9 protein-coding genes, 1 tRNA gene and 1 pseudogene are annotated in these 12,829 nt (G+C 34.7%); 5 read left to right on the top strand and 6 right to left on the bottom strand.

Going from position 1 to position 12,829, the window contains the following annotated elements:
* Positions 1-852: 852 nt before the first annotated feature.
* Positions 853-1,752, bottom strand: a complete 900-nt coding sequence (locus tag ACFIMP_RS03065; protein WP_375610370.1) for a septal ring lytic transglycosylase RlpA family protein — start codon at positions 1,750-1,752, stop codon at positions 853-855.
* A gap of 539 nt (positions 1,753-2,291) precedes the next feature.
* Positions 2,292-2,367 (bottom strand) — tRNA-Lys (locus tag ACFIMP_RS03060).
* A gap of 1,221 nt (positions 2,368-3,588) precedes the next feature.
* On the opposite strand from ACFIMP_RS03060, the gene lexA reads away from it, so the two are divergent.
* Complete coding sequence (gene lexA, locus ACFIMP_RS03055; RefSeq protein ID WP_273791042.1) at positions 3,589-4,293, top strand: transcriptional repressor LexA; 705 nt, start codon at positions 3,589-3,591, stop codon at positions 4,291-4,293.
* A gap of 460 nt (positions 4,294-4,753) precedes the next feature.
* Positions 4,754-6,067, top strand: coding sequence for a 30S ribosomal protein S12 methylthiotransferase RimO (rimO, locus tag ACFIMP_RS03050; RefSeq protein WP_375613421.1), 1,314 nt, complete (start codon positions 4,754-4,756; stop codon positions 6,065-6,067).
* 525 nt (positions 6,068-6,592) lie between these two features.
* Here the strand turns inward: rimO and ttcA are convergent.
* The 4 genes and pseudogenes from ttcA to ACFIMP_RS03030 all read right to left on the bottom strand — a co-directional run bounded on the left by ttcA (position 6,593) and on the right by ACFIMP_RS03030 (position 10,150).
* The gene (gene ttcA / locus ACFIMP_RS03045) at positions 6,593-7,468 is read right to left on the bottom strand and encodes a tRNA 2-thiocytidine(32) synthetase TtcA (RefSeq protein ID WP_375685971.1); all 876 of its coding nucleotides are present in this window, start codon (positions 7,466-7,468) and stop codon (positions 6,593-6,595) included.
* A 236-nt stretch (positions 7,469-7,704) separates the two neighbouring features.
* A complete protein-coding gene (gene rpsD / locus ACFIMP_RS03040; protein ID WP_273722651.1) occupies positions 7,705-8,322 on the bottom strand; it encodes a 30S ribosomal protein S4 in 618 nt (205 codons plus the stop codon).
* 170 nt (positions 8,323-8,492) lie between these two features.
* The gene (murI, locus tag ACFIMP_RS03035) at positions 8,493-9,320 is read right to left on the bottom strand and encodes a glutamate racemase (protein WP_375611921.1); all 828 of its coding nucleotides are present in this window, start codon (positions 9,318-9,320) and stop codon (positions 8,493-8,495) included.
* Positions 9,313-10,150 (bottom strand): annotated as a pseudogene (locus tag ACFIMP_RS03030) (RNA methyltransferase). Before ACFIMP_RS03030 ends, murI begins: the two are co-directional and overlap by 8 nt.
* Positions 10,151-10,452: 302 nt before the next feature.
* Between ACFIMP_RS03030 and sfsA the strand changes: the two are divergent.
* Genes sfsA through radC form a run of 3 tightly spaced genes read left to right on the top strand, consistent with a single transcriptional unit; the run spans position 10,453 to position 12,804 of the window.
* Positions 10,453-11,169: a DNA/RNA nuclease SfsA gene (gene sfsA, locus ACFIMP_RS03025; RefSeq protein ID WP_375611922.1), complete on the top strand. Its 717-nt coding sequence runs from the start codon at positions 10,453-10,455 to the stop codon at positions 11,167-11,169.
* Positions 11,162-11,992 (top strand): type I methionyl aminopeptidase, encoded by an 831-nt coding sequence (gene map / locus ACFIMP_RS03020; RefSeq protein WP_375611923.1) that lies wholly within the window; start codon positions 11,162-11,164, stop codon positions 11,990-11,992. Before sfsA ends, map begins: the two co-directional genes overlap by 8 nt.
* Before the next feature lie 17 nt (positions 11,993-12,009).
* Positions 12,010-12,804, top strand: coding sequence for a RadC family protein (gene radC, locus ACFIMP_RS03015; RefSeq protein ID WP_375613419.1), 795 nt, complete (start codon positions 12,010-12,012; stop codon positions 12,802-12,804).
* Positions 12,805-12,829 lie beyond the last annotated feature (25 nt).

The raw sequence follows: 12,829 nt of genomic DNA, 5'->3' as shown, positions 1-12,829 counted from the left end.
GATAAATTATCATTTTAAAATTGAAGCTAACTCAAAATACTGTAAGATTCTCTCATCCCCTCTTCTCATATTGAATTCATTAAAAATCGCTTACTTACGGGTCATAAGTAGGGTTCGTATATGGATAAAAATTATTAAAAAAGAGAGTAAAAATACTTCTTATAAACCTCTCAAGTGTTAAGAATTATCGCACAAAACATTGGGGGCTTGCAAAGTGTATGATGGTGTCGATTTATATCTTCATAAGAGTAAAGATGCTGATGTCTAAAGGCGTTAACAGTTATACCATTCACAGGCGCTGTCGCAAAATAGGCTTGTAGCGTGTTAAAGTATGTCTCTTTTAAATAAGTCCATGAATTGGCAATGTAAGTGTATTTTGTTTGAGACGCTCTGTTTTTCGTGAGGGAACTTACTCCATTAAAGAACATGATAAACAAAAGCATGAGATAATGCATAATCTTTTCATAAGATATTACCGTAGATACTTTAGAAAGATGCAAGGCCGAATCAAAAGAAAATATTTTTTTACTTGTTAAGCTTTTTATTCATCTCAAATCGATTGTACAAGTTGTTTTAGAGATTACACAAACAGACTGACACAATAATTTACCTTCGTCTAGCAAAAGCTATTACAGCAAGAAAAGTACACGCTTTATTAAGCAAGCAATATCATAAAACGACGAATAGACCAGCAATGGAGTGGAAAGGCCGTACTGAATTTATAATAATAGAACCCAACCACGCTTTTTGAAAAGGACAAAGCGCTTTAAGATAAAAATCCTACACTAAATCCGTAATTTCTTACCTTTTTTACTAGAAAATTATATAGATAAAAAATCAATGCATTTTTTCTTAAAACAGTTGTAGCCAATTAACCTTTGTTTTTTTGTTTAGCTTATTTATAGAAGCAACTTGATCGAATGGTATCGGCTTATCAACCATGATAGGACCAATTTCTGGCAATTTAACTGCAACAGTTTTATTACGTTGTTCTTGTTCAACAGCAGCTGCTTTAGCTAATTCTTTTTTGTTCCTTGTATTGCGCTGCTCTTTTAACAAAACAGTTTCTCTTTTTTTCGCAACATTTTCCGACGCTAATGAATATGGGGCAGCATTTCCAGGAGTATAAGAGGACATTAAATATGCAGCATCATAATAGCCAACAGGTGCTTCAGCAATATATTCTACTTTAACATCTGCGACCCCCCTATCTACATACCCCAATATTGCCGCAGCTTGCCTTGATAAATCAATGATTCTGTCTTTCATAAAAGGTCCGCGATCATTCACTCTAACAACGATTGAAGACCCATTTTTCAAATTAGTAACACGAGCATAGCTAGGTAAAGGCATTGTAGGATGAGCAGCAGTCAAAAGATTCATGTCATAAATTTCACCGTTGGCAGTTAAACGTCCATGAAAATCTGAACCATACCATGATGCTTCGCCAACACGTTTATAAGTTGGATCACTTTGAGGATAATACCACTTTCCTTTTATTTGATAAGGTTTACCAACAATCGCTCGTCCACGCTTTTTTTCTTCCGATTGATTCTTCTTATTGGATACTTGTTGAGGTAGTACAGAAGTGTTTACGTTAATTGGTTTATTATGATAGGAATCTTTTATTGAAAAATTCATAGTTTGGCTTGCGCAACAAGATACCAGTGACTGAGAAATGACGATCATAGAAAACAATTGAAGTGTTGGTTTAATCATAAAAGTAATTTTCTTTTTTCTATTTGAAGGCATCTATTCAGTCCACTTATTTCTGTTAAGTACTACTTGTAAAAACCACGTCACGCTTTTTGTACGCAACGGAAGAATTTACGTTTTTAAATGATTCCCCTCGCGCATATACCACTCTTGAATTGGCCCCTTCTATCAAGAAATTAACGTATTGTTAACCTTTTTATGGTTTTCATACAAAATAAATGTACTATAGTAGATGTTAAAAAGATTAAAATTTAAACAAATCAACATCTTATAGAAAATTCATTTCATAATATAAGTGTGAATAAGTGGTGATTTTAGCAACTGTTTTGCGAATCATGTAATGCAGTGGGTATTAAAAACCACCTATGGATTGAGAAAATTAGAAACCGCATGTGCTGCCAACGCAGGTACAACCCTATCCGTAAGTTTGTTGAAAATGGAGACAGCATAGCACCGCTCTATTCCAAAAACAGCTGATAGAAAATGACAGACTATAGAATCGATAAAAACTTCAAAAAGAATCAAAACAAAAAAGATTCTTAAACTTTTTATAGCCTATTGATATTACTTAAATTTGGTGAGCGCGCAGGGATTCGAACCCTGGACCTACTGATTAAAAGTCAGTTGCTCTACCAGCTGAGCTACGCGCTCTCACACAAGCTATCTAGTTTGCATACTATCTAGTTTGCAGAAAGTGAAGGGAACATACGGTTGACTTTCCATTTGGTCAACACCTTTTGGAAAAAAATATTATTATTTTCTTCAGTTATCAATAATTTTCCGTTTTCGCCCCTTTACTTCATCATTGTATAAGTACTCTTTAATCTTCTTTTTGAAGTTTCAATAAAGGAAAAATTTCACTGCAAAATATTGCATAGATTCGAAGCGTTAAAATTATGAGCAATACCCCCTTCCCCTCACATGGGTTGTTGAGCATAATGGGTAGAGAAGAAAAAATACCTTTTATTATAATATTATTTTTATATCTTTATATTTTAGTGTTCAATTTTCAAATATGAATACAGCTTTATAAGATAATATATTGATTTATAATAATTTATCATTTTTATCACTTGAGTGATAATCTCAAATACTGTAAGCTTATCTCATTTCAAATCTTTTTTATATTGAAACAATAAAAAGCATTTTCTTGACCAATATAAGTGAGAGAATAAAACTATAAAAAAGAAATGAAAATACCTTTTATGCCTCCTTTCAATAATCAAAATTTATCGCAACATTAGGGTTCATGAAAATAGTATATAGCAGTTGACACGTTAGACCTGAAAATGGAACAATGAGCAACAATGGCATTTTGAGAGTATAATTTTATTTATGCATAATGAATATATAACGAAAGCCAGTTTATCCTATAGAATAAAGTAGATATGAAGCAAAATTTAGTCTCATTGAAAATATCCCGAATGACTATAAATTGTGTTCACTATTAGAGCTGTAGATAATTTTACTAAGAATAAAAAAGCAGAAATAATATGCAGTATGTAAAATGATTTTAAATACCCATAGAGAGTTCTAAATATATAGAATGCCTTCTATTTAACTTTTTTATATCAGAAATTACAAAACATGTAGATATATTTTTAGAAGAAAAGGATAATACTGGTCATAAAATTTGGTGTTAGATAATTCAGTCAGAACTATAAAATATTTTATACATTATTTAATATTAATGTAGCTATATAGTATATAAATAATAATTTAAATATATCTATAAATAAACATATTTCTTTATTAAACGATAAGATCAAAAACAAAGAAAATAATTTTGATTTGGCGATAAAAATTGTAAAAATGTTATATATACATGTATTTTTACTTTACTAATTTTTATTATTTTGATTGGAATATTGAATGTTAACATGTAAACAGTATGAGCTACTCTTGTTTATTCATAACCATATAAAAGAAACTGGTGTTCCTCCTTCTTTTGAAGAAATGAAAAATGCATTAGAACTTTCTTCAAAGTCTGGTATTCATAAGCTCATTATAGCCTTAGAACAAAGAGGTTTTATACGTCGTTTGCCCAATCGTGCTCGTGCTGTGGAGGTAATTCGACTTCCTGAGAAAATAACATTTAACCTTTCTTTAGCACGTAAAATTTCTCCCAGTATAATAGAAAGAAATAAAAGGGAAATATCAAAAAGCTTGAGTCCCTTTGATGAAGAAGAAAAAAAAAATATCACCATTCCTATTATGGGACGTATTTCTGCAAGCGTACCCGCCTCTGCTATACTGCAGCAAATAAACAGCCTTTCTCTTCCACTCGATATGGTTAATACAGGTGAGCACTACGCATTAGAAGTTAAAGATGATTCTATGATGGAGGCTGGTATCTTTGATAAAGATACGATCATTGTGAAACGTCAAAATACAGCAATAACAGGTGAAATTATTGTTGCGTTTATTGATAAAAAAGAAGCAACATTAAAACGTTATCGACGCAAAGGAGCTTCTATTGCATTAGAAGCTGCAAATCCTCATTATGAAGTACGGACATACGAATCCGAGCGTGTAGAAATACAAGGCAAACTTACCGGACTTATTCGCAAATATTAAAAAATAAACCTTATAGTACGCGATATATATCGCAATAAGAAGCTGTTGAGTATTTTTTTATTGTGCCACACGCAATTGACTTCTTCTCCACAGCCAAAGGATGCCCCCAATTCGGTTTATAAACAATCCAGATCCTTATCGAGCGGATTTCACTTTCCCTTCCCTCCATGTTCTTCACTTATGTCAAGGCTTGGCAAGTAAGCTTTAAAATATTCACCACGTACTTTGAAAAGAACTTGAATGCTTTTAAGAAAGCAGCCTTATATCCTCGTCCTCAATGATGGAATTTTGCGATATAATAAGACAAAATTGTATGCATGCATAAAAACACATAAAATTTTGTAGAAAAAAATCAAATAACTTTGTAACAGACTGTATTGCATAGGTATAAAAATAAAGAACATTATTTTTAAGTTAATAAAAACGTAACTGAATCATTCATAGTAATTGTAGGATCATCATGGTAGCACCTCGTATTAGTTTTGTCTCCCTCGGATGCCCAAAAGCACTCGTAGATTCTGAGCGAATTATTACACGCCTTCGCTCTGAAGGGTATGAAATTTCACGTCAACATCAAGGAGCTGATGTCGTTATTGTGAATACCTGTGGTTTTCTTGACTCGGCAAGGAAAGAATCATTAGCCAATATTGATGAAGCTCTTAAAAAAAATGGAAAAGTTATTGTAACAGGGTGTCTCGGTGCTGATCCTGATGCTATTCGCCAAACATATCCTAATGTATTGGCTATTACAAGACCGCAAGCTTATGAAAGCGTTATAGAAGCTGTTCATACAGCAATTCCTCCTGTTCATGATCCTTTTCTTGATTTAGTTCCTCCCCAAGGTATTCGTTTAACACCTCGCCATTACGCCTACTTAAAGATTTCTGAAGGATGCTCTAACCAGTGTAGTTTTTGTATCATCCCTACTCTGCGTGGTGATCTCACTTCACGTCCCATCAGCGATGTTCTTCGTGAAGCTGAAAAACTCGTGCAAGCGGGTGTAAAAGAACTTTTGGTTATTTCACAAGATACGAGTGCTTATGGTGTTGATCTTAAATATCTCGAAAATTCTTGGAAAGATCGTACAATCAAAACGAAATTCTTTGATCTTTGTCGCGAACTAGGCGATATGGGTATTTGGGTACGTATGCATTACGTTTATCCTTATCCCCATGTTGATGAAGTTATCGAACTTATGGCTGCAAAAAAAATTCTTCCTTATCTGGATATTCCTTTTCAGCATGCATCACCGGCTGTTTTGCGTCACATGAAGCGTCCCGCACTTATGGAAAAAACAAACCGTAGAATTGAAAAATGGCGGAAAATCTGTCCAGATCTTACTTTGCGATCAACATTTATTGTTGGTTTTCCTGGTGAAACGAATGAAGATTTTAATATTCTTCTAGAATGGCTAGAAGAAGCAAAAATTGAACGCGCTGGGTGCTTTAAATATGAAGAAGTAAAAGGAGCTGCCGCAAATGATTTGGGATTAGAAAATATTCCTGAAGAGGTAAAAGAAAACCGCTGGCATCGTTTTATGGCAAAACAACAACAAATTTCTACACATCTTTTAAAGAAAAAAATTGGAAAAAGACTCCAAGTTCTTATTGATGAAAGTCAAGGAAAAGTTGCCAAAGGACGGAGTCAGTACGATGCTCCAGAAATAGATGGTGTTGTCCATATATCATCACGACGCCCACTGCGTGTTGGTGAATTTGTCACCGTTAAAATCGAACAATCGGATGCCTATGACCTTTATGGTATAGCTGTTTAAAAATTTAACTCCTTCTCTGTCCTCAATGATGAAGATTTCTATCAGCATTGGTTTATAAAAAAGCGATTTTTCATAACAAGAACCGATCATGTAACTCACTTCATGAGAATTTACGAGCAATCCTTACTCTGAGTGTTTGCTATACACTCCCAAAATACCAAGCAGTTATATATTCTCTTAATTTAATGCCTTAAATGACGGTGACGGCGGCGCAACAGAATAAAATAAAATCCACAAGGTACACCATTTTTAATTAACAAAAGAGCAAATCGACAACCGTACTATTTTCCTATTTTTGATATTGCGACAGTCATTGGTTAGTGAAAGGAAACTTTTTTCAAGAGTGTTTTATGCACACAAGAATTTCCTTTGTGATATGCAAACGGATATTTTTTATGGAAGCAATATAAGAGAATTTGAAACAAAACAATCTGACGATATTTAAATGAAAAAAATAAATTATCATTATAAATAAGTATCTTATCTTAAACTCTTTAAACTTATTTTTAAAATATCTAATTTTTATTAACACGTTTTAAAATCAAAGAATTTCTTATCAAGCAAATGACTTGGGCGTACATTTGTTAAAGCGCGAATCATCGTATCTTTACGTCCTGGCATTTGTCTTTCTATATTTTTCAGCATTTCTTTCATTGCATTACGTTGTAATCCATCTTGACTACCGCAAAGATTACAAGGAATAATTGGAAATTGCATTTCTTGAGAAAATTTTTCCATATCTTCCTCAGCAGCATAAACAAGAGGACGTAATACAAAAAGATCTCCTTCATCATTTTTAAGTTTTCCAGGCATGGCAGCTAATCGGCCACCGTGAAACAAATTCATAAAAAATGTTTCTAAAACATCATCACGATGATGACCTAAAACTAATGCAGAACATCCCTCTTCACGTGCAATACGATAGAGATTACCACGTCGTAATCGAGAACAAAGTGAACAATATGTCTGCGACTCTGCCAATTTATCTGTAACAATGGAATAAGTATCCTGATATTCAATACGATATGGAATTTTATAAGAACTTAAAAAGTCTGGAAGAATATGCTTAGGAAATCCTGGGTGCCCTTGATCAAGATTACAGGCTAGAATTTCAACGGATAAAAGACCTCGCCACTTTAAGTCTAAAAGAAGCGCTAATAAACCATAAGAGTCTTTTCCACCCGATAAAGCAACAAGCCATTTTTTCCCTGTAGAGAGCATAGAAAAATCATCCAAAGCTTGTCGCATATGACGTAAAAGTCGTTTGCGCAATTTATTAAATTCTACGCTTGAAGGAGCAAAACGAAACATTGGATGACAATTATCTGCTTCGCTTATTAAAGGATCATCTCTCCCTTTGTTTTCTTCTATTGCCTGATATTCAACTGAAACATCATTCATAATACCATATCCTGCACAATAAACGGCTCGTTTTGCAAAGATAAAAACAAATATTAAAGCAAGCTTACATTTATGTTTTTTGAATTTATAAATTAGATACACAAAAAAGAAATGGAACTATACAAATTTATGACTATAAAACATAGCAATAAACTTAATATAGAACCATTTACAAAAAGAACTTAATTTTGAAGTTATCATAATAGAAGAGAGAAACAATTTCTCTTACAGAAAAATTATCGAGAATAAAATTCAACAACCAGATTAGGTTCCATTTGCACAGCATAAGGAACATCTGCAAAAGCAGGAATACGTGTAAAGGTTGCTTTCATCTGTTTATGATCTGCTTCAATATAATCAGGGACATCACGTTCTGCCAATTGCACTGATTCTAACACTAAAACAAGTTGTTTCGATTTTTCCCGAACCTCAATAACATCACCGGGTTTACAACGATAAGATTGAATGTTTGTGCGCCGCCCATTGACATTAACATGACCGTGATTGATAAATTGGCGAGAAGCAAAAATCGTAGGTACGAATTTTGCACGATAAACAACAGCATCCAAACGTGATTCTAACAGACCGATAAGATTTTCGCCAGTATCGCCCCGTCGACGAGCTGCCTCTTCGTAGGTTTTATGAAATTGTTTTTCTGAAATATCTCCATAAAACCCTTTCAATTTCTGTTTAGCGCGCAACTGAACCCCATAGTCAGAAAGTTTTCCTTTACGACGCTGTCCATGCTGACCTGGACCATAATCACGACGATTGACAGGAGATTTTGGACGCCCCCAAATATTTTCTCCCATACGACGGTCAATTTTATACTTTGTTGTTTCACGTTTACTCATCGCATTTCCTTATAAAATAAAACACGAGATCTTAAGACCCCAAGGAAACGCGCCCTCCTCTGCCTTTAAATACTAAAGACTGACAGAACACCTTAACATATCAATATGCAAAGTTATCCACGGGACACGTCAATTAATGCTATTTTCTTGAAAAAATAGCTAGATCATCATTATTGGTCTCGTAACCCAAAGTCAACTCCTTTCATGAGTTTTAAGCCAAATCCTTTAAACAAATTCTCCGTTAAAGAAGTGATATTTTTCGATGTCAACAACGCAAAATCTTGATATTTCTTTATATATTGATGGTGTATCTTTCCCGACAATGGTAATAAAGATCTGATATGTTTGGCGATCGCTTTCGCCGGATCAATCCACTCAACGGACCATAAAGCATGTTCACGAAAGAAATTAATCAAAAAAGGATAATGTGTGCAGGCTAAAACAATAACATCCGTATATTGTCCATTTTTTTCCACAAAACATGGCAAGATTTCTTTTCTTAACTCTTCTGAATCGATAGATTTTCCCCGTAAATAATCTTCAGCAAGTCCAGCCAGCTTTTTACTTCCCACAAGCTGAACATGACACTGTCCAGCAAAAGAGTTAATTAATTCATTTGTATAAGCACGTTTAACTGTTCCAGGAGTCGCTAATACGGAAATAAAACCAGATTTTGTTTGTTCAGCAGCTGATTTAATTGCAGGAACTGTTCCTACAAAAGGGACATGAGGAAAATTCTGTCGTAAATCTGCTATCATCAGTGTAGAAACAGTGTTGCAAGCAATTACACATAAAGCTGGATTGTAACGTGTTAAAAGATTTGTAAAAATCTTCAAAATACGCTCTTTCAAAATATTTTCTTTCCAATTTCCATAAGGAAATCCTGCATCATCAGCAACATAGATAAATTGCATGTCAGGGATAAGAATACGCGCCTCCCTGAACACTGTTAAACCACCAATACCGCTATCAAAAAAAAGAACAGGTCGTTCATCCATTAGTTTTCACACTTATTTTTAACTTTTTTACGATCACGCTCTTCCGGTGCTCTACTCCCCCGTGGATATTGTGGCGAAAAATGATCCAAAGAAGATATAATGCCTCGCAATAAACGAACCTCAGGTTCACTAAAGTTAGCGCGCGTAAAAACAGAGCGCAAATTTGCAAGCATTACTTCTTTACGTTCTGGTGGTCTAAAATACCCACGGATATTCAAAGCCTCTTCTAACTGAGATAAAAAACCATGGAATATTGTTTTATTTGCAGGTTCCATCTCTGCTGCACGAAATGCCGTATCGCTGACATTCTCTAAACCAGCTTTCATCCATTCGTAAGACATTAAAAGAACCGCTTGCGCAATATTAAGTGACGCAAAAGCAGGATTAACTGGAAAAGTAATAATTTCATCAACAAGGCTGATTTCATCATTTTCTAGTCCCCATCTCTCTCTTCCAAAGACAATCCCGGTCTTATGTCCGATACTTTCACGCTGACGTAATACGCTTGCTGCTTCGACAGCACTTTTTACAGTTTTAAATCCACATCTTTCACGTGCTGTTGTGGCAAAAACATAGTGTAAATCTGCAATTGAATCACGCAATGTGTTAAAAATCACAGCATTGTTAATGACATGATCAGCTTTACTCGCAGCAGCTATAGCTTTTTCATTTGGAAACATCTCTCGAGGATTGACTAATCGAAGCTTAGAAAGCCCAAAATTTGCCATTGCCCTTGCGACCATACCAATGTTTTCAGGAAGCTGCGGTTCAACTAAAATAATAATGGGACCATTTGTTAAATTTTCACGATTCCTATTCGTTCCTGCCATCAATTTTACCTAGTTTCACTTAAACTATCTCCCTCTCCACTATTTTTACGAAACCTTTTTCACAATACTCTAATGCTGTTTAATAATAACTTATAGATAATCTATCTTTTCATTCAAAGATAATAGTTTCTAAACCTAATAATAAATTTTAAAAGCCATTAAAGTGAACGATGGAATTTATAACAATTTATATAAGATATCGTAGCGTTTTTTACATCAATTTTATCTTTTTTAATAGGGAACAGCCCCTATAAATCATAATCTCAGTTGAATTATGAAATCATAAATCCTAAAAAAGGGATATGCACTTTATTCCCAAACTTTTTCCTGCAAAGCTTATCCGTCGTTATAAACGTTTCCTTGCGGATGTTCAACAAGATGATCAGCATGTCCTCACCGTGTCTGTACCTAATACAGGATCAATGCTTGGATTAACAGCTTTCAACACCAATATTTGGCTTTCTTATCATAACAACATCAAACGAAAATATGCCTATCAATTAGAAATTATTGAAGCCGATAATACTTTGGTTGGTATTAATACTTCTTTACCCAATAAACTTGCGTTAGAAGCAATTCAAAACGGATTACTACCAGAATTAAATGGATATAAAACAATTTTAAAAGAACAACGCTATGGGACACAATCACGAATTGACTTTCTTTTACGTGATGACATTCTTCCTGATTGTTACCTAGAAGTCAAAAATGTTCATTTTATTCGTCAGAAAGGATTAGCAGAATTTCCTGATAGCGAAACAAAACGTGGTGCACGTCACCTTGATGAGCTCATAGGAGTTGTACAACAAGGAAAACGAGCTGCTATGCTTTATATTATTCAACGAGAAGATTGCTCAGCTTTTACAATTTGTCATGATCTTGATCCACTCTATGGACGTAAGTTTGATTTAGCATTAAAATCAGGAGTAGAATGTTATGCTGTAAAGTGTCATGTAAGTGTAGAAGGCATTTTTCCGATTCAGAGAGTAAAAATAGAAAATAGAAGAAACAATGACTGAGTATATCGAATATAATAAAATCCCTTTAAAATTTAATGGAAAAATCCGCATTTTCGATGATTATGCTTTTGCTAAAATGCGTGAAGTTGGTCGTATTGCTGCAGAATGCCTTGATGCGCTTACAGATATTATTAAGCCGGGCGTTACTACGCAAGAAATAGATGATTTTGTATTTATTTTTGGAGCTAAGCGAGGAGCACTTCCTGCTGATCTAAATTATCATGGATACAGCCATTCATGCTGTACATCTATCAATCACGTTGTCTGCCATGGCATTCCCAATAAAAGACCTTTGCAAGAAGGTGATATTGTAAATGTTGATGTAACCTTTATCCTTGATGGTTGGCATGGGGATTCAAGCCGAATGTATCCTGTTGGAAAAATTAGGCGTGCCGCAGAACGCTTGCTAAAAATAACCTATGAAAGTCTTATGCAAGGAATCGCTGTCGTTAAGCCTGGAGCAACGACAGGTGATATTGGGGCAGCCATTCAACAGTATGCAGAATCTGAACGCTGTTCAATTGTGAGAGATTTTTGCGGACATGGTATCGGCCAGCTTTTTCATGATGCTCCCAATATTCTCCATTATGGAAATCCTGGAGAAGGAGTTGAATTAAAACAAGGTATGATGTTTACAATTGAGCCTATGATTAACCTTGGTAAACCACAAGTTAAGATTTTATCTGACGGTTGGACTGCTGTTACCCGTGACCGCTCTCTGACAGCACAATATGAACATACAATTGGTGTTACAAATGAAGGGTATGAAATATTTACACAATCTCCTAAAAATATTTTTTATATTCCAAATTCCCATACCTAACGCAATGTAGAGATGTTATGGCTAAAAAATTAAATCAAAAGGAAGATACTCAAAGTAATCACTTTGCATTAACATCGAGTTCTCCACTCACCCCAGTATCAGAAAGAAAAAGTGAAGAGCCTCAGAAAAACGCACAGCTTCATAAACATTATCAAGGCCATCGTGAACGTCTTCGGAAGCGCTATTTAAAGTCAAAAGGAAATGCAATTGAAGATTATGAATATCTTGAATTATTGCTTTTTCGCACAATACCCCGTGCAAACACAAAACCCATAGCTAAAAATTTGATAGCGCGTTTTGGTTCATTAGCTGATGTGTTGGGAGCGGATATTCACCGACTTCAAGAAATTCCAGGATGTGGTCCCGCCACTGCAGTTGATTTAAAAATTATTTCAGATGTTGCTGGACGTCTTGCTCGTGCGCAATTGTTTAAGCGCGATATTTTTTCATCATGGGATAAAGTGTTAGCGTATTGTAAAGCTGTTATGGCTCACGAAACACGTGAACAGTTTCGTATTTTGTTTCTTGATAAGAAAAACGGCTTACTTGCTGATGAGGTGCAACAAACTGGAACCATTGATCATACCCCTGTTTATCCTCGTGAAGTTATTTCTCGAGCTTTAGAGTTATCCGCATCAGGACTTATCTTAGTCCACAATCACCCTTCTGGCGATTCCACCCCCTCTAATGCAGATATAACAATGACATATAGATTAAAAGATGCAGCAAATGCATTAGGCATTATTATCCATGACCATCTTATTATTGCACGAAATAACCATACGAGTTTTAAAGCGTTAAAACTTATATAAATCTTATGGGATAAAAAAGACTTCA

It is taken from the genome of Bartonella sp. AP65SXKL, assembly GCF_042195725.1.
In the GTDB taxonomy this organism is placed as follows: domain Bacteria; phylum Pseudomonadota; class Alphaproteobacteria; order Rhizobiales; family Rhizobiaceae; genus Bartonella.
The sequence above is the reverse complement of the archived record's forward strand: the minus strand, read 5'-3'. Positions and strand labels throughout refer to the sequence as shown.

Excerpts from the sequence above, each read along its gene's own strand:
- rimO (WP_375613421.1), top strand. The coding sequence starts at position 4,754 with ATGGTAGCACCTCGTATTAGTTTTGTCTCCCTCGGATGCCCAAAAGCA.
- ACFIMP_RS03065 (WP_375610370.1), bottom strand. The coding sequence starts at position 1,752 with ATGCCTTCAAATAGAAAAAAGAAAATTACTTTTATGATTAAACCAACA.
- radC (WP_375613419.1), top strand. The coding sequence starts at position 12,010 with ATGGCTAAAAAATTAAATCAAAAGGAAGATACTCAAAGTAATCACTTT.
- ttcA (WP_375685971.1), bottom strand. The coding sequence starts at position 7,468 with ATGAATGATGTTTCAGTTGAATATCAGGCAATAGAAGAAAACAAAGGG.
- murI (WP_375611921.1), bottom strand. The coding sequence starts at position 9,320 with ATGGATGAACGACCTGTTCTTTTTTTTGATAGCGGTATTGGTGGTTTA.
- map (WP_375611923.1), top strand. The coding sequence starts at position 11,162 with ATGACTGAGTATATCGAATATAATAAAATCCCTTTAAAATTTAATGGA.
- sfsA (WP_375611922.1), top strand. The coding sequence starts at position 10,453 with ATGCACTTTATTCCCAAACTTTTTCCTGCAAAGCTTATCCGTCGTTAT.
- rpsD (WP_273722651.1), bottom strand. The coding sequence starts at position 8,322 with ATGAGTAAACGTGAAACAACAAAGTATAAAATTGACCGTCGTATGGGA.
- lexA (WP_273791042.1), top strand. The coding sequence starts at position 3,589 with ATGTTAACATGTAAACAGTATGAGCTACTCTTGTTTATTCATAACCAT.